The 18,854-nt window shown below is 32.3% G+C and carries 17 protein-coding genes; 14 read left to right on the top strand and 3 right to left on the bottom strand.

What is annotated here, in order from left to right; genetic code table 11:
- Positions 1 to 126: 126 nt before the first annotated feature.
- The 3 genes from HOO91_14595 to HOO91_14585 form a co-directional block, all read right to left on the bottom strand.
- Positions 127 to 1,482, bottom strand: a complete 1,356-nt coding sequence (locus HOO91_14595) for a hypothetical protein (protein ID NOU18782.1) — start codon at positions 1,480 to 1,482, stop codon at positions 127 to 129.
- 275 nt (positions 1,483 to 1,757) lie between these two features.
- Entirely contained in the window at positions 1,758 to 2,135 is a 378-nt protein-coding gene (locus HOO91_14590) for a response regulator (GenBank protein NOU18781.1), read from the bottom strand.
- 28 nt (positions 2,136 to 2,163) lie between these two features.
- Positions 2,164 to 2,853, bottom strand: a complete 690-nt coding sequence (locus HOO91_14585) for a Crp/Fnr family transcriptional regulator (protein ID NOU18780.1) — start codon at positions 2,851 to 2,853, stop codon at positions 2,164 to 2,166.
- Positions 2,854 to 3,141: 288 nt separating this feature from the next.
- Here HOO91_14585 and HOO91_14580 point away from each other — a divergent pair, with 288 nt between their 5' ends.
- From HOO91_14580 to HOO91_14515, 14 genes are all read left to right on the top strand, one after another.
- Positions 3,142 to 3,519, top strand: a complete 378-nt coding sequence (locus tag HOO91_14580) for a response regulator (protein ID NOU18779.1) — start codon at positions 3,142 to 3,144, stop codon at positions 3,517 to 3,519.
- Positions 3,520 to 3,598: 79 nt separating this feature from the next.
- Positions 3,599 to 5,422 carry a hypothetical protein gene (locus HOO91_14575; GenBank protein NOU18778.1) on the top strand — a complete coding sequence of 608 codons (1,824 nt, stop codon included), beginning with the start codon at positions 3,599 to 3,601 and terminating at the stop codon, positions 5,420 to 5,422.
- A 12-nt stretch (positions 5,423 to 5,434) separates the two neighbouring features.
- Positions 5,435 to 5,770 (top strand): hypothetical protein, encoded by a 336-nt coding sequence (locus HOO91_14570; GenBank protein ID NOU18777.1) that lies wholly within the window; start codon positions 5,435 to 5,437, stop codon positions 5,768 to 5,770.
- Positions 5,771 to 5,785: 15 nt separating this feature from the next.
- A complete protein-coding gene (locus HOO91_14565; protein NOU18776.1) occupies positions 5,786 to 6,151 on the top strand; it encodes a response regulator in 366 nt (121 codons plus the stop codon).
- A gap of 7 nt (positions 6,152 to 6,158) precedes the next feature.
- Positions 6,159 to 8,204, top strand: coding sequence for a chemotaxis protein CheA (locus HOO91_14560; protein ID NOU18775.1), 2,046 nt, complete (start codon positions 6,159 to 6,161; stop codon positions 8,202 to 8,204).
- Between the two features lie 48 nt (positions 8,205 to 8,252).
- Complete coding sequence (locus HOO91_14555; protein NOU18774.1) at positions 8,253 to 8,774, top strand: chemotaxis protein CheW; 522 nt, start codon at positions 8,253 to 8,255, stop codon at positions 8,772 to 8,774.
- 121 nt (positions 8,775 to 8,895) lie between these two features.
- The gene (locus HOO91_14550; protein NOU18773.1) at positions 8,896 to 10,170 is read left to right on the top strand and encodes a hypothetical protein; all 1,275 of its coding nucleotides are present in this window, start codon (positions 8,896 to 8,898) and stop codon (positions 10,168 to 10,170) included.
- Between the two features lie 40 nt (positions 10,171 to 10,210).
- Positions 10,211 to 11,068, top strand: a complete 858-nt coding sequence (locus tag HOO91_14545; GenBank protein ID NOU18772.1) for a chemotaxis protein CheR — start codon at positions 10,211 to 10,213, stop codon at positions 11,066 to 11,068.
- A gap of 49 nt (positions 11,069 to 11,117) precedes the next feature.
- The gene (locus tag HOO91_14540; GenBank protein NOU18771.1) at positions 11,118 to 12,017 is read left to right on the top strand and encodes a HAMP domain-containing histidine kinase; all 900 of its coding nucleotides are present in this window, start codon (positions 11,118 to 11,120) and stop codon (positions 12,015 to 12,017) included.
- Between the two features lie 10 nt (positions 12,018 to 12,027).
- The gene (locus HOO91_14535; protein NOU18770.1) at positions 12,028 to 12,513 is read left to right on the top strand and encodes a chemotaxis protein CheD; all 486 of its coding nucleotides are present in this window, start codon (positions 12,028 to 12,030) and stop codon (positions 12,511 to 12,513) included.
- Between the two features lie 19 nt (positions 12,514 to 12,532).
- On the top strand, positions 12,533 to 13,606 hold the full coding sequence (locus HOO91_14530; protein ID NOU18769.1) for a chemotaxis response regulator protein-glutamate methylesterase: 1,074 nt from the start codon (positions 12,533 to 12,535) through the stop codon (positions 13,604 to 13,606).
- Positions 13,607 to 13,792: 186 nt separating this feature from the next.
- A complete protein-coding gene (locus tag HOO91_14525) occupies positions 13,793 to 16,075 on the top strand; it encodes a PAS domain-containing protein (GenBank protein NOU18768.1) in 2,283 nt (760 codons plus the stop codon).
- 153 nt (positions 16,076 to 16,228) lie between these two features.
- Complete coding sequence (locus HOO91_14520) at positions 16,229 to 17,947, top strand: DNA polymerase III subunit gamma/tau (GenBank protein ID NOU18767.1); 1,719 nt, start codon at positions 16,229 to 16,231, stop codon at positions 17,945 to 17,947.
- A gap of 276 nt (positions 17,948 to 18,223) precedes the next feature.
- Positions 18,224 to 18,742, top strand: a complete 519-nt coding sequence (locus HOO91_14515; protein ID NOU18766.1) for a ferritin — start codon at positions 18,224 to 18,226, stop codon at positions 18,740 to 18,742.
- Positions 18,743 to 18,854 lie beyond the last annotated feature (112 nt).

The following is an 18,854-nucleotide window of genomic DNA, read 5'->3' as shown; positions in this document are numbered from 1 at the left end:
TACTCCAAGCACGAAAAGTCGTCTTTAAACCTGCCTGAAAATTCTATTATGTTTTCCCCTGTAAACTTCATGCGTTCTATGGTTAGAATGCAAATCTAATAATAGTATTTAAATAAACACCTCAATTTATTTTTTTAATATCCAGAGATTTGTGAGTTTTTCTTTATGTTTTTTCATTTCTTTTTCAGCTTCACCTCGAGTTGAGTATGAGCCTATTGTCACCGCATTCATACCAGAGGGTTGAATTACAATCGTTGGTTTATAGCCCGATTTTTTCAATTCACTTAAATACTTATCTGCGAGTTTACGGCTCTTAAAACTTCCGGCAATGATATGGTATTTAATTCCTGCGATTGCATTGTTTTGATTATTTTTGATCACTGCATTTTTAATAGCCTCTTCTTGTGATTCTTCTTTTTTGATTTGCTCTTTTGTCTTAATCTGCTTTTTTTGCTTGTCGGATTCTAACTCATTGAAAGTTTTATCAATATCGTCTTTAGGGTTCTCAATTTTTTCTTTGGCATCTATTCTAGTAATGTCTTTTTCAGGAGTTCTGATTGTTGATAAGCTGTCATTTAATGATTCTACATCTGGGGCTAAGTAGTAGTTTTTTATTAACAAAACCAGTAAAACTATTACGGCAATTGCAATCCCTGTGTAAATAAATCTTTTAAATCCCATTTTCTTCTTTTTTTCAATAATTGGTTCATTGGGGTCAACAATCTTCTCATTTTCAACCTTTTTGTCTTTTATTTCATTAATCTCAATTACCTTTTCAGTTAATTCTGTTTCTTGTGAAAGTAATGGTTCAGGTGAGAGTGCTACTTCTTTTTCTAATTCTATTTTTGTCTCAACATATGTGTTATTAACTATTTCAGAAGTAGGCACTTGCTCTGTACCATCAGTTATTTTTGTTGATTTGGTGTTTTTTTTGGATACGGTTAACTTTTCAACCTGCGCTTTAGATACTGCCGTTTTAAGAGACTTTATTTCTGATACTTCATTGTCAACAATTGGGTTATCCTTTTCTAGCCAAACATCTTTTTTATCATCAAAAGTTTCTATTGGTTCAACGTTCTCGTTCTGTTTTTTTTTCTTAGAAACTGGTTTCTCAGTAGTTGAAACCTCTGATTGAGTTTTTATTTCATTGGGAAGCAATAGTGTAAACGATAGACTACCTCTTTGATCGCGTTTAAGTAACCCAAGCCCTTCAATCGGGAATACCCCTTTTTCAAGTAACTCGTTTTTTATTGTTTCAATAAAATCACGAACATCTTTTGAAGCCTCTTCTTTGCTTATCCCTTTACTTTTTGCAATGAATACTTCAAGCATCCCATCATTGTATCTTAGGAATGGGCTAAATGAGACATTATTGGGATTAAATTCCTTTTCGCCATTATCTTTTACTAGAAAAGCTCCAAATTCTGGAAGAATTATTCTAGTGTTTTGACGAATTAATTCGGTTAACTCCTTGCTATTCATGTCGAAGTAGTTTATCCTATTTTATCCAAAAATACAAACATTTTTTGATGGGAGCAATTTTGTTTTTAATTTGAAAATCAAGTAAGTTAATATTATAAAATTAGAAAGGGTTCACCCTTTTTAAGCTATAAATCAAGATTAATGCAGGTATCTTTGAAGTGGATATCAGAAGTTTGTTTAAAATCTTGGAAGTTCTAAAGGTTTCAAGATGAATAAAAGTTAGGTAAAGATGGAATTTCAGATAAAAGAATAGCACTCCCTTTGAAGGAGGTGGTTTATTTTTTATTGCAAACACTTTTAATGCATTCAAATAGAGAGTCTATTGAGTATGGTTTAGTTAGTAATTGATTAAAGCCAACATTGTGAAAATCGGTAAAAAAGTTGTTGGGGTTATGTGCGGTAAGGGCTATTATAGGGGTGTGTTTTTTAGGTGGAGATAGAGATTCTCTGATGTATTTTGTAGTTTCTATTCCGTTCATCACTGGCATTTCAATATCCATAAGTACAACATCAATATCTTCACGAACTAAAATATCAATAGCTTCCTTACCATTTTGAGCCTCAAAACAATATGTACAAATTTTTTTTACGATTTCTTTTAACAATAATCTATTGATATAAATATCATCCACAACTAAAATTCGATAATCCATTTTAATATTGAGATATTAGTAATCATAATTATCCAAGCCGACTAAGAGTATGAATAATCTTAGGACTCAAAACCGAAACAATATTTCTTTCAATATCAATAATTTTATCATGTTTAAACTCAGATAAAGTTCTGATAATGCTCTCTTTAGTTGTACCAGCTAGTTCAGCAAGTTCCTGTCTAGTTAAGGGAAAAGTAAATGTTTCATTTTTATAGATATCTTCCGAAAAATAAATAATTATATCAGCAACCCTTCCAGGCAGCTGTTTGTAAAGTAAACTAGATAATTTATCCGTCATATCAATGTTGTTTCGGCTTATTTGAGAAATAAGCTCAAGCCCTATTGCTCCATTTTTAACAATAATATCCTTAAAAAAAACTGTATCAATAAAAGAAACAACCGTTGGTTCAATTGCTGTTACCGAAAAATTATAAGTGTCGCTTCCAAAAACAGAGCTGATTCCTACGAAATTATTAGGTCCTATTATATTTAGAATCAAACTTTTCCCTTTCCTTAATTCTTTGGATATTTTAATTAACCCTTTATTAATATAAATTATATGGGAAGATCTAGCACTCTGCTTTATAATTGTGTCACGCTTTGAATATTCAACTAAATTTGTATTCAAATTGAGTGAATCTTTTTCAGAGCTCTTTAATAAGGAACTTAATGGGGCAAAACTAAAATTTTCATTAGTACTTATAATTGGAGTTTCCATTTTCTTAAATGGTTTTTTGTAAAAGTAAGAAATAACATGATTCTAATTTAAATTTTATTATAATTTTATGCGATGATCTAAATCATTTATTAATAAAAGGAATATCACTATAAAGGTTTCTTAAGTAATTAAAAGGATTATAAATTTGGGGTTAAATGTTTACCATATCTTTTAAGCGAAACAACACGATTTTAAATTTCTATTTATTAGGAAAGGTTGTTTTATACTATGGTTTTTAATATTTGAAAGAATAATTTGAACATAAGATATTCAGTTAATAAAAAAATAATGGATAAAAATAATTTAACTTCAATACTAATTGTAGATGACTCTACAACAAACCTTGTTTTACTCGAAGCAATTCTTCAAGAAGAAGGTTATAGTACAGATGTTGCTTTAAGTGCAAAAGAAGCTTTTGCAATTATTGAACGTAAAAAACCCGATCTTATCCTTCTTGATTTACTTATGCCTCAAGTAAGTGGTTTTGAAATCTTAGAAAAATTAAAATCTAACCTTTCTACATCGGAAATACCTGTAGTGGTTGTATCTGCAGTGAGTACCAAAGAAAATGTTGAAATATGTAGGAGGTTGGGTGCTGTTGATTTTTTTGCAAAGCCAATTGACATTCCTATATTCCTTTCCAAGTTTAAGGAATATTTATTATAGAGAACTTGAGCTTACAATTAGTTTTATCAAATAAGTAGAGTATTTTCCATAACCACTAATATTTTTTTAGTGCAAAATAATGAGTAAAAAAAATTCAATATTGTTAAATGATTTGGTTATTAAGGAAATCTCATCAATAATAATGACTATTGATGAGCAGATTATTGATCTTCATAAATGTTCATCGGATGATTTTTTGGGTCTGAATTCTAATTTTAAAAATTTTTATAATCAGTCTAAAGGAATTTCTGATAATGCCCATGAAATTTTCAAATCTTTATCAGAAATAAGTAACAGAAATCTATTTTTAGAACTTCAATCGCTTTATAAAGATTTGAGTAAAATTCAAAGCCAATTTAGTCTTCATCTTAATAGAAGCACCAAAAACCTTAAGAATATACAATCATTACTCGATCAATTTTTCATTCCAATCAAAAACCTTAAGCAAAACCTTTCGACATTAAAATTCTTACTAGCGAATTTAACCTTCAACGATACCAAGTTTTCGACCCAAATTGAAAAAAAATGGATCAACATCATCCAAGAAAATAATTTGATTATTGATGATTATCATGAGAGATGTATTGATTGTGAAAAACTCATTTTTGGTTTAGAAACAGAAATTATTACCACTATTAGGGGGTTTGAATCTGTATTGATAAGTAAAGCCATTGATTTAGAATCAATTTTAAATAATATTCACTATGCAATAGTTTTCTTTGCAGAAAAACACGAAGAAGTAAAGCATCAAATTCCTGAACTAACTACAAAAACGGATAGAAACTCGGAATATATTGCTGATATTATCACAAATTTACAATATCAAGACATAATCAGGCAAAAGATTGAACATATACAACAGAGTCATAAAGGTATCCTCAAGGAATTTGATCTACTTCAAAAAGAGAGCACTGCCAAAACAATAAACCAATCACAGCTTTACCAAAAAATAAAGGATATTTCTGGCTTACAGGCTGCAATTCTTGTAAAAGCTAATAAAGAGTATCAGCTTGCAATTGAGAAGATAACAGAAAGTTTTCTTGAGATAGGTAATGAGATGTTTAGCATTACTGATATCTGTAAGCGATTGAATAATACAACCGATAGCTCCGATGAAATTTACCTAACAAGAATACTTCAAAGGTTATCTAATTCTGAGCAAGTTTTTTCATATTTTATCGAGACAAATAAGGATCAGTTATTTCAAATTGGAAACCTTAACTCGCTTCTATCACAAACTGCAAAATGCATTAATGGTTTAACCGATTCAGGTAATAGGCTTAATAAGGTTACTGAAGATATAATATCTCATTTTTCTCCTGAAGTTGAGGGCTATGACAAATTAAAGGAGACTATTTCTCAGATAAAGGGCGTTTTCGAGGATATAAATTTATTCGAAAATACGATACAAATGATAATGTCTCAAATTTTAGTAAATGAGAATGAGCTTACTGTTGAAGTTAAACTATTTATAGAATCAATTGGGGAAAACCAGACTATTAATAATGCTACCGAAAGCATTAATTCGATATTAAGTCAACTTCAAATAAAAAGTAGTAGAATAAGTCAACTCCTTAACGAGAACATCAAACATAGTAATAGTACAATTTCGGAGATAAAAGAATCTATCAAGCAAATTCGTTACTACGATTTGTTTGAAAAAACAATTTCAAAAATTATAGCTGAGCTTAAGGAAATTTATCAAAAGCTAATAGGTGTCGATTTTGATAAGTCAAAAAGGGATGAAACTCTTAATTCAATTAAGAGTTTGTATACCATGGAAACTGAGCACATGATACATAACACCGTTATATCTAGGGAAGATAATGAATTAAATATAGATGATCCTGATATTGAGAATAAAAACTCAAAAAGGAGTTCTGATGAGGTAGAGCTTTTTTAATTTGCACAAAATATGAAAAAAATAGAAAAAATACCTTATGAGGTTACCCCATCCACCGAGGATGGAAAAAAGAAGGCGACCATATTACTTACAGGAACCTTAACACTTGATGAATTACCAAGTATTAAATATTTAATGATACAGAATTTGGACAAATATCATTTATTTAATATTATAATTAAAGATGTGGAAAATATTGATCTGGGAGCGTTGCAGCTTCTTCACTCTTTTAAGTGGACTATTGAGCGAAAGTCAAAAGAAGTATCATTCAATTTTTCGCTTTCCGATGAGCATATAACCCTTTTGGAACATAGCGGGTTTGCTGATTTATTGAATATTAAAAAATAACAATATCACTGAATTATGGCCAGAACAATCCTAATAGTTGATGACTCAGAAAGCATTCGTGAAGTTGTCAGTTTTACACTTGAAAACGAAGGTTATAATGTACTAGTAGCAGTTGATGGCAAAGATGCTCTAAAGTACCTTGATGGTAAATCTATTGATCTTATAATAACAGATTTACATATGCCAGAAATGGATGGTATAGAACTTATTAAGGAGGTTAGGAAGATGCCTACATACCAGCGTATTCCAATACTATTTCTCACTACCGAATCACAAACATCTCGTAAAATGGAAGCAAAGGATGCCGGAGCAACTGGTTGGATAATTAAACCATTTGTTCCCGCTAAACTAATAGCAGCATTAAACAAGGTAATTAGATAAAAGAGGTATGGATAACTTTAAGAAAAAATTCATTGAGGAAGCCACCGATTTAATTGAAGGGTTAGAAAAAAACCTTTTAGCTTTAGAGCAAAATCCTGAAGATCCAGGGCTGATTCAACAAGTTTTCCGAGTAATGCATACTCTAAAAGGGAATAGCAGTATGTTTGGTTTCGATCTTATTGATCATTATACACATGATCTTGAAACAGTATATGATCTCATTCGAAGCAAAAAGTTAAAATTAACGAGAGAAGTACTAGATATTACCTTATCATCAGTTGATCATCTTAAACTTCTTCTCGATGAAAATAACAATAATGATCCGGATTTTCTAACACTTCATAATGCGCTTGTCTCCCGGGTATCTAGGTTGATTAAATCAGAAACTGCTTCTGAAAACCCTAATGAATCGAATCTAAGCGAAGCAGATATTGAAGAAATACTTGAAGAAAAAACATTTTTTATTCGGTTTATACCTTCTAGTGGAATTTTTAAAAACGGCACAAATCCACTTTATTTAATTGATGAAATTCATTCGCTAGGTAAAGCAAAAGTTTATGCTCATCTAAACAAAATCCCTTTGCTAAATGAGTTCGATCCCCTTCTTTGCTATATTTATTGGGAGATTATTCTCGTTACAAACCGAAACGAGGCAGATATTAGCGACATTTTTATTTTTGTAGAAGGTGAATCAACCATTGAAATACAAAGTATAGCAGAAGGTAATTTACTCGATGATGATTTTTTTATAAATGAAGTTACTCGAATTGCTAAAATTCAAAAAGATATTGGATTAGCAACTATTAGAAAAATAGCAGAGGATACTAAAAAGCGATTTCTCCAAAGCAAAGCAGCAACAATTAAAAGAGATAAAGTTGGATTAAAGGATACATCAATATCCAGTATTAGAGTTTCTTCGGAAAAACTAGATTCATTAATGAATTTAGTTTCAGAATTAGTTACAACACAAGCTCGATTAACTTTATTTGCAGAACAAAATAATATTCCAGGCTTAACGAGTATTTCAGAGAATGTACAAAAACTTTCGCGTCAACTTAGAGATACCGCATTTAGCATTGTTCTTATTCCAATTGAGAATATGCTTACCCGCTTTCAACGTTTAGTTCGAGATTTATCAAATGAGCTAAAGAAAGATGTAATATTCGTGACCGACGGAGCAGAGACAGAACTTGATAAAACCATTATTGAAAGTTTATCGGATCCTTTAATGCACATTATTAGGAACAGTTTGGATCACGGTATTGAAGAGGTACAGGAACGGATCAAAAAAGGCAAACCAAAACAAGGAAAGATATTGCTCAAAGCATTCTACTCAGGAGCAAATGTTCATATTCTAATATCAGATGATGGAGCAGGTATTGATACTGACATTATTAGAGAGAAGGCTATTGCAAAGGGAATTATACCTCCTGATAAGAAACTTACTAAAAAGGAAATACTTGATCTCGTTTTTATACCAGGTTTTTCTACCGCTAAGAAAGTAACAGATGTATCGGGTAGAGGTGTGGGAATGGATGTTGTAAAACGTAAGATTGCTGATATTCGCGGGGAGGTTGAAATTGAGTCCGAACTAGGAGTTGGAACTACCATAACTATCAAATTACCTCTTACTCTTTCAATTATCGATGGATTGCTAATAAAGGTAGAGGAAACTCATTACGTAATTCCACTATCTTCTGTTGATAAAATATTTGCAGTTGATCGGAAAAAAATCTATGAAACATTTAATAATGTATTAGTTTTAGAAGGAAGGCAGGTATCCTTTTTTAACATCCGTAGGGAATTTGGCTTACCGGATGGGGTGCAGGATATTGAGCAGGTAATTGTTATTAATTATGAGGAAAATAGAGTAGGTCTTATTGTAGACACCGTAATTGGTGAATATCAGGCAGTATTAAAACCTCTAGGCAAACATTACAAGAAGCAAGAGATGGTTTCTGGCGCTACCATTCTAGGCGATGGATCAATTGCACTGGTTTTGGACACCAATAAAATAATTAAACTATTTTCTAAAATTGAAAACTATTTGTAGTTAGTTTTAAATGAACTTGGACTTAAATAATCGTTAGGAGGGAAAATCATGAATAGTGAAAATATTACAAAAATTAACACTTTTCTTTCATTCAAACTTGGAGAAGAAGAATTTGCTGCCCATGTTGGAAAAGTTTTGAATATCCTTGAAATGACCAAAATTACGGAAGTCCCAAAGGCTCCTGAGTATATGAAGGGTGTTATTAATTTACGTGGTACTGTTTTACCTGTAATTGATACTCGAATAAAATTCGGAATGCCAAAAACTGAATATACAACAAATACCTGTATCATAGTTTTAGATATAGAAATGGATGGGGACTCAATTCATGTTGGGGCACTTGTTGATTCGGTTCAGGCTGTATTAGAATTAGACAATAGCCAGATAATGCCAGCTCCAAGCATTGGAAGTAAATATAAATCAGAATTTATTGAAGGGGTTGCAAACATTGATGATAAATTCATTATGATTCTTAATATGGATGCTGTATTTTCAAGTAATGAGTTAACAAATATTCAAGTTCAAACTAAGGAAACAGAGGACTCAACAGCTATAGTTGAAATTGAATAGTTTTAATGTATGAATCTATTTACCCGTTATTTGAAAATTTTCTTTTCTACCCATTAGAATTAACCCGGAAAATTCAGATAGTAAATTAATTATGTTTAGAAAGATTTGTCCAAATAATTTTATGAAAAGATTTTTTTTTTATTTGTGTCTCCTTTTTTTTTCATGTTCGAATGTTCTAGCCAATACAGCTGATTCGGTTAAAATTGAAAAAATAAAAATTGACTTCAGTGGCTTTTTTCGAGGCGATTACTGGTATGATTCTCGTCAAGTTGTTGATGCTGTTGATGGTATATTACTATTATATCCAAAGAAACCAGAATTGGATGCAAATGGAGTAGATATTCAGGCAGCTCCAAATATAAATGCCCTTGCAATGGCTTCGAGAATTAGGACAAATGTAACCATGCCTAGTCTTTTTAAAGCTAAATCTATAATAGTGCTTGAGGGCGATTTTACTGGAATAAATAACATTTCAGGAACTAACTCACTAGTTAGCATTAGGCTTCGTCATGCATATACCAAGTTGCAGTGGGAAAAAAGTTCACTGCTATTCGGATTAACATGGCATCCTATGTTTGTAACTGATGTTTTTCCTTCAGTTATTAGCTTAAATACAGGTGCTCCTTTTCAAAGCTTTAATCGTAGTCCTCAGTTAACCTTTAAGCAAAAACTTACAGAAGGATTATTATTTTCGTTATCACTAGTATATCAGAGTGATAGCAGGAACTTGGGGCCAAGTGATGCATCATCTACATATCTAAGGAATGGATTAAAACCGAATTTAAATACTAACTTGCAGTTAAACAGCGGTGCATTTACTTTTGGAGGTTCTTTTGACTATAAAACCCTGAGACCAAGGCTTTTTACGACTTCAGTAAAAACGCCAACGCTAAAGTATGTAACCAATGAGCAAATAAATTCATACTCAGGTATGTTTTATATGAAATATCAAACTTCAAAATTAGCAGTAAAAGTAAAAGGGATATTGGGTCAAAACCTTTATGAACATCTTCTCCTTGGAGGGTATGCTGTTAGTAACCTTGATAGTTTAACGGGCAAAGAAACCTATACACCGACAAATCATCTATTCATGTTCGGAAATATTACCTATGGTAAAAAATACCAGTTAGGTTTATTTTTTGGTTATGCTAAAAACCTTGGGACAACTGATAATTTTATAAAGGATAAGTATTATAGCCGTGGAATGGATATTGATTATATGTATCGATTTTCGCCATCGTTTAGCTATATAAAAGATAAGTTTCAGATTTCCATAGAGTTTGAATATACTGCTTCTGCATATGGCACTGTTGACAACAACAACAAAGGTGTAATTTTAAATCCCAAAATAACGAGTAACTATCGACTACTGATTGTTGTTCAATATAGTTTTTAGTTTTTTTTAGTGATTGTCATTTTTAAGAATTATTTCCTAGATGGTTGAACCATTGCTAAATGATATATATAAAGCAGAGCTAACTCTAGAAGACTTTAATAGGTTGAGTAGTTTCATTTACCATGAAAGTGGTATCAAGATGCCACCTATTAAAAAGGTAATGCTTCAGAGTAGACTTCAGAAAAGATTGAAAGAATTGAGAATTAATTCTTTCAAAGATTATTGTAATTATGTTTTTAGTAAGGAGGGCTCAAATAATGAAATAATCCACATGCTTGATGTGGTAAGCACAAACAAAACAGATTTTTTTAGGGAGCCAACTCATTTTGATTTTCTCACATCAACAATTCTTCCGGAGTATGTAAGTAATTTAAAGATTAATAGGAATATCAAAATTTGGAGCGCAGGATGTTCTAGCGGTGAAGAACCTTATACTATTGCAATTGTTATATGTGAATTCTTAGAAAAGAATCCAACTTTTGATTTCTCAATTTTGGGAACAGATATTTCAACAAAAATTCTTCAGAAAGCAGCAAATGCTATCTATAAAGAGGATAGAGTAGCTTGTATTCCGTATTCTTTAAAACAAAAATACCTACTTCGTAGTAAAGAACGTATAAGTCCAACTGTAAAAATTTCGCCCCATTTAAGAGGCAAGGTTCATTTTGAACGACTAAACTTTATGGACGATTACTATAATTTGAAAGATAAATTTGACGTAGTTTTTTGCAGGAATGTACTAATATACTTTGATCGTGAAACTCAGGAGAAAGTTATTAATAAAATATGTCTAAAGATTAATCAAGGTGGATATTTTTTTCTTGGGCATTCAGAGTCTATTTTGAATATGAAAGTTCCTTTAAAACAGATTAAGCCAACTATATTTCAAAAGATCTAGTTACATTATTAAATGACAGGTTATTAGATAGTTAAACAAAACTAAGATCATGACTAATCAACTATCCGACAGTGAGTTATTGGCTGAACTTAAGCAGCGATTTGAGGAAAATAAAAAAGCTCTCGAGGATTTAAAAAACCTTAACGAAGAGCTAATTCAGGTAAATAAAAAGCTTGAAGAGTCAGAATCGCTAAAAAGTCACTTTGTTTCAAACATAACCAACGAGATTATTAATCCTTTCACCTCAATTCTTGGATTGTCTAAAGCAATTCTTTCTGTTGATAAAGAGAATTGGAAAAGAGTTTTTTCGATGATTGCACTCATTCATGAGGAAGCTTTTAGCCTCGATTTTCAATTCCGAAACATATTTGTTGCGGCAAAGATTGAAGCTGGTGATATTTACCCGGAAATTTTTACTGTAGATGTTAATAACCTTTTAGATAGTGTTTTAGAATCATTTAAATATGAGGCAAAGAAAAAAAAGTTGATTTTTAAAGTTCAACACCAAGAAGGACCAGATGAAACTAAAAGTTTTGTATTTAAAACCGATCCAGAGAAATTGAAGCTTATACTTTCAAATTTAACCCGGAATGCAATCAACTTTAGTTTTGAGAATAATCAAATAGACATCAAAATTTGGGTAGCAGAAAATGATCTGAAAATATATGTAAAGGATTATGGTATCGGAATTTCAAAAGAAAATCATGCCATAATCTTTGATCGTTTCAATCGTCTCGATTCAGGGATTAACTCCATAAATAGGGGACATGGACTTGGATTATCTGTTTCTAAGGCTTTAATAGATATGCTTAAAGGTCGAATTGAGGTTGATAGCGAAATTGAGAAAGGAGCTTGCTTTACGATTGTAATACCTGAATCAGATGCTCGATCTGAAGGTTTTGCTTCCGATGCAAACGAGACTTTTTTTAGTGATGTTGAAGAGTTTTAGAAATTAGTAAATGATTGAAATTCAACAATATTTTCTTTATCCATCAACATTATACGCAAGCCGTACACCTACAAATGTTAATACAATATTAGGTTCATGTGTTGCAATATGTCTATATGATCCCATCCTCAAAATAGGAGGCATAAACCATTTTATGCTACCTTTATGGAATGGTCAAGGTCTTGCTAGCCCAAAGTATGGCAATATCGCTGCAGAAAAATTGGTTGATAAAATGCTTTCTCTTGGTTCACAAAAAAGTAACCTAATTGCTAAAGTATTTGGTGGAGCAGAAGTGATTGAATCAAGTATAAAAGTTTTTAATATTGGGTCTAGAAATATTGCTATAGCGTATGAAATGCTTGGCGAATTTAAGATTCCCATAGTAGCTAAAAGCGTTGGCGGTAAACTCGGACGTAAAATTGAGTTTGATTCTTTTACTGGGGAAGTAAAACAACGCTTTATTAATAAAGATGCTTGTAAAAATAATCTGGTTTAACCACATATACTTTAAGTAGATGTCAAAAAAAATTAGAGTATTGATAGTTGATGATTCTGCTGTTGTAAGGCAGAGTTTATCTCAAATTATAGCTACAGATCCTATGTTGGAGGTGCTAGGAACTGCACCAGATCCTTTTTATGCTGCGAAAAAAATAGCCGAAGAAGTTCCGGATGTAATAACCTTAGATGTAGAAATGCCTCGAATGGATGGTTTGACTTTTCTGAAAAAAATAATGTCTCAACATCCAATACCTGTAGTAATTATCTCAAGTTTAACTGAGGCTGGAACCCAAACAGGGATACGAGCTTTGGAGTATGGTGCTCTTGAGATCATTACAAAACCTCAGATGAACACAAAACAGTTCATTGAAGAATCGCAAATTCGGATTTGTGATGCCATAAAGGCAGCAGCAAATTCAAAAATCAGGAGAAGAAAAATTACCGATGTCCCTGATGTACAACCGAAATTATCAGCAGATGTTATCTTATCCCCACTGGTTAGTGCTAATAGTATGCTAAAAACCACTGAAATAGTTATAGCAGTTGGAGCATCAACAGGTGGAACTGAAGCGTTAACTACATTTTTACAAGCCTTACCGATTAATTGCCCTGGAGTTGTAATAGTACAGCATATGCCTGAAAAATTTACAAAATCATTCGCAGATCGGTTAAATGAAATATGTAAAATTACTGTAGCAGAAGCAAAAAACGGGGATGCTGTTCTACCAGGGCATGCGCTTATTGCACCTGGTAATTATCATACACTTTTAAAGCGAAGCGGAGCTAGGTACTTTGTTGAAGTACAAGAGGGTCCTTTGGTGAATCGTCACCGCCCATCTGTTGATGTTCTTTTCAGAAGTACTGCAAAGTATGCTGGTGCAAATGCCATTGGGATTATTATGACAGGTATGGGAGATGATGGGGCAAGAGGTTTGCTGGAAATGAAAAATGCAGGCGCCAAAACGATTGCACAGGATGAAAATAGTTGTATTGTATTTGGAATGCCGAAAGAAGCCATAAAATTGGGTGTAGTAGATAAGATTCTACCCTTAGAAAGTATTGCACCTTTTATTTTAAAACCAAGCTGGTAAATTGTTTAAACATATTCCAAAAAGTCGATATCACCTTTTACCCTTTTATAAAACCTGCCATCTGTTTAAATACTAGGTCGATATAAATATTATTGAATTGAAAATATTTGATTCTTTTAAAAAAAAGAATCGCAACGTATCATTAGAATCAAAAATTATCTATTTTTAGTCAAATTTTCGACTATTATGGATCGTAAATACTCAAAATCATTTGTGTTTAGATATACCCTGATCGGGGTTTTTGTTGGACTTTTTCTATTGTTTTTTATTTTTTTAATTGAAGCACTTATATATAAAATAGCTTTAACCTTACCAGGTGTTTTAGAACTGCATAGGGTAGCGCCAATATTATACTTTTTAGATCTATTACCTTTTTTATTTGCTACTATTTCATACTATTTTGTCCGATATGTTTCAATTGTTCAAACCGAACTAAACGATAACTTAGAAACTGAACTTTCTCGCCAGCGAAAACTCTACCGTTTTGTTGAGAAATTAAGGGGAGGTGATATCGATGCTGATTACGTTCTTGATGAATCTGATATTCTTGGAAAATCCATTGTTAACCTAAGAGATAACCTTAAAGTAAGCAAACAGGAGGAAATTACTAGAAGGAATGAGGATGAACAGAGAAATTGGATCGCAGAGGGAATGGCCAAATTCGGTGAAATTCTTCGTTCGGATAATGATAATATGGAAGAATTATCCTATCAAGTCATTAGTAATTTAGTAAAATATATTGATGCTAATCAGGGTGGATTCTACCTATTAGAGGATAATGATCCTGGTGATAAGCATTTTTTACAAACAGCATGTTATGCTTATGAACGTAGAAAATTCGCAGATCAACGAGTAGAGTGGGGGGAAGGGATTGTAGGAACCTGTGCATTAGAGGCTCAAACTATTTTTCTTAAAAAAGTACCAGATAGTTATCTGAATATTACTTCGGGTCTTGGTAGGGCAAACCCTAAATGTTTACTAGTTGTTCCTTTAAAAGTTCGCGACGAGATTCATGGTGTATTAGAGATAGCTACTTTTAATGTTTTTGAAAAATATCAGATAGATTTTATTGAAAAGGTTGCTGAAAGTATTGCATCAACTATAGCAACTGTAAAGATCAATATTAGAACTTCCAAACTTTTGCGTGAATCACAGAACCAATCTGAAATTCTTGCGGCTCAGGAGGAGCAAATGCGGCAAAATATGGAAGAGTTACAAGCCACTCAGGAGGAAGCATCTCGGCAAGCGGAAAAATTTATAAGTTTTACCAACTCAGTTAACCATACTCTTATTCGAGCAGAGTATGATGTTAATGGAACATTACTATACGCAAATACTCGTTTTCTTAACAAACTTGAATACAGTAGTAATAGCGAAGTTGAGGGAAAGCATATATATATGTTTATCAATAAGAAGGATAGACTTTGGTTTGATGATCTTTGGAAAAATCTTGCTAAAGGAGGTAAACATTTTGAAGGAGATATGAAACATGTTACCAGAAGTGGTAAAGATCTATGGACAATTGCAACTTATACATGTGTTCGAAATCAGTTTGGAGGAGTTGAGAAGGTGCTATTCCTTGCTATAGATACTACAGATCAAAAGAAACAAAGTCTAGATTTTGAGGGACAAATAAACGCACTTAACATTTCTAGCATAAAAAGCGAATTCTCTCCAACAGGTGAGTTACTAGACGCTAACGAGAAATTTTTAGCAACTACCGGATATAATTTTCATGAAGCCAAAACAAAATCTATTTATGATTTTGTGGCGGAAAACGATCGTAAAAACCTTGAAAGGATATGGGATGATCTTACCCATGGCATTTCTTTTGAGGGACCCATAAAATTCTTAACAAAAGCAGATGAAAAGCGTTGGTTTAGAGTTACTTTCTCTGTTGTAAAAGATATGTATGAAGAGATTGCCAAGGTTATTTTCATAGCCAATGATATTACCCGGGAGAAAGTGATGGAGAAAGAAACTAAAGAACAAACTGAACGCTTGATGGTTCAAGAAGATTTACTCCGTCAGAATGAGGTTGAACTTAACAGAAAACTTCGCCAAGCTCGCGAGGAAGTTAAAAATCAATTTAAAGAAATTGAAAAGGCTAAAATAAGAAATGAGAAGATACTTGAGGGTTTCCTTGATGCTGTGGTTATAACTGATCAGGATGGAATTGTTAACTTCTTTAATAATGCTGCTGAGCAATTATTTGAAGTTAGCAAGAGTTACATTATTGGACAAAACATACGCTTACTTTTCCCTAATGAAATTGATGGAAAGGATGAATTTCTTGATGCATATCTTGATCCTCAGAAACAGAAAATCGTTGGTCAGCGTCGGGAGATTAATATTACATCCAAAAGTGGAAAAGAAATTCCTGTTTTAATGCTTCTTTCTGAAACAAAGATTGGTAGGGAGATAACCTATACAGCATTTATTCAAAATATCTCAGTTGATTTATTTTGATAATTGATTTATTTACCCGCCGCCTGTTGATAATTTAATTGTTTATAACACAATAATCTACATAATCATTTTTTTATTATTGAAGTCCCTAAAATCATTTTAGCTATTTTTGTCATCTTCAATCGCATTTAAAAAAGCGCATTATTACTAATTATGGAGAATTTTGTTGTATCTGCAAGGAAATACCGTCCATCTAACTTCCATAGCGTAGTTGGGCAGCTATCAATAGCTACTACTTTAAAAAATGCAATTCAGAGGAAACATCTTGCTCAAGCCTACCTGTTTTGTGGTCCAAGAGGTGTTGGAAAGACCACTTGTGCTAGAATTTTTGCCAAAACAATAAACTGCTTAAATCAAAGTCCTCAAATAGAAGCTTGTAACGAGTGCGAAAGTTGTGTTTCATTTAATTCTTCACGTTCATTTAATATTCACGAACTTGATGCTGCCTCCAATAACTCGGTAGAGGGTATTCGTAAGCTGATAGAACAGGTAAGAATCCCTCCTCAAATTGGTAAGTATAGTGTGTACATAATTGATGAGGTGCACATGCTATCCCAATCGGCATTTAATGCTTTTTTAAAGACACTTGAGGAACCACCCGCTCATGCCATATTTATATTGGCAACAACGGAGAAGCATAAAATACTTCCTACCATTCTTTCACGCTGCCAGATATATGATTTTAATAGAATTAAGGTTGAAGATACTGTTACCTATTTAGAACATATTGCTAAAAATGAAGGAGTTAAATATGAGGTAGAGGCATTAAACATCATTGCTCAAAAAGCCGATGGAGCAATGCGAGATGCATTATCTATATTTGATCAGGTAGTAAGTTTTAGCGATAATAATATTACTTACAACAATGTAATTGAAAACTTAAATGTTCTCGACTATCAATACTACTTTAAATTGACTGAGAACTTTAATAGCGGGAACTACACCGATTCATTAAGAATTTTTGACGAACTTTTATCAAAGGGTTTTGATGCTCAACAATTTGTATCAGGATTAAGCAATCACATTCGAAATTTGCTGGTTTGCAAGGATAGCCAAACGCTCTCTTTATTGGAGGTTGGAGCAGCAATAGCTGAGAGGTATAAAAACATGGCTGCTATTTGCCCACCAGATTTTTTGATTAGCGCATTAGATCAAGCAAATCAATGCGATGTAACATTCCGGCAAAGCACGAATCAAAGACTTCATGTTGAATTGATGCTGATTAAACTTTGCGGTCTTAATCAGGAAAAAAAAAAAGATAGTAACCAAGATGTAGATGATGTTCATCTTGAACCTGAGGTAAAGAAAAGTTTACCGAAGAAACCAATTAGCTCATCTTTGAATGAAACACCAGTTAAACCTCAAGTAAATAGAGTTGCGCCCAAATCATTTTCAATAAAAAATGCCGTAAATGGCACTTCCTCTGAAAGTAAAGTAGAAAATTCAGAAATTATTGCTGAACCTATTTCTGATGAATACGGTAGTAATAATATTATTGATGCTGATGTTCCGATAGTATCTGAAGAAAATCTTCTTAATAGTTGGCGATTATTTACCAATCAGATAAAAGATGATAAACCAAACCATAGCAGTATATTACAATCATATCAACCTCACCTTATTGATGATTATAAAATTGAAATTGTTCTAGAAAGTCAATTGCAGGTTGATCTATTTTCTGAAATAAAACCTGATCTATTACAATATATCCGTAACCAACTTAAAAATAAACAGCTAAATATAGTTGAAATTATTGAAGAGCAACAAGTTCAGAATAGGCTCTACACCTCAGACGATAAGTTCAAATTTATGCTTCAAAAAAATCCGAACTTAGCAAAACTAAAGCAGCAACTTAACCTCGATTTCAGCTAATTAATCCTAGTTGCTACATATAACAATCTTTTAAAGAATTGATTAACGAATATCGATTAACGATTTAGGATTTTTGAAGTAAAGATGAACAAAACACTCATATTTAGAAATATGATATTAAATTTCAAATATCTTCTTAAATCAAAATTTGTTAATCCTTGTTCTTAAATCTTTCGTTTTGTCCATAACTAACAACTTGAATTAATTAAATATTTTTTTGAGCATATTTTAAGTATTTTTGTTTACTTATTAAATTAAAAACTAATTCATTAAGATATGATATCAAAAAAGGTTGAGGAAACAATTAACAAGCAGATAAATGCTGAACTTTGGTCTGCTTATCTATACCTATCCATGTCAGCCTATTATGCTTCAATTGGATTAAGTGGCTTTGCTAACTGGATGCGAGTTCAATGGCAGGAAGAGGTTGCACATTCACTCAAATTTTTTGATTATTTAATCGAAAGAGGAGGAAGCCCAATTCTTGCTCAAATTGCTGATGTTCCAAAGAAATGGAATGATCCATTACAAGCTTTCGAAGAGGTACAAAAGCATGAACAGCATGTTACTGCGTTAATAAATAATTTAATGGATGTTGCCATTGAAGAGAAAGATCATGCATCAAAAAGTATGTTACAGTGGTTTGTTGATGAACAAGTTGAAGAGGAAGCAAATGCACAAGCCATAGTTGATAATTTACGCCTTGTTGGGGGTAAAGGGGATGGATTACTGCTTTTAGACCGTGAACTAAAACTTCGAGTTTTCGTTGATCCTACAGCTACTCCTAAAGCATAACTATTTTATCGACAATCATGACATAATAGCATAAAATTAGAGATTATTTTCAGCTTATGTCATGTAATTCCATTTTGGGTGCAATAAAATGTGCCCTTTTTGCTTTTGCATA

The sequence above is a fragment of the Bacteroidales bacterium genome (assembly GCA_013141385.1).
GTDB lineage: Bacteria > Bacteroidota > Bacteroidia > Bacteroidales > Tenuifilaceae > UBA8529.
The sequence above is the reverse complement of the archived record's forward strand: the minus strand, read 5'-3'. Positions and strand labels throughout refer to the sequence as shown.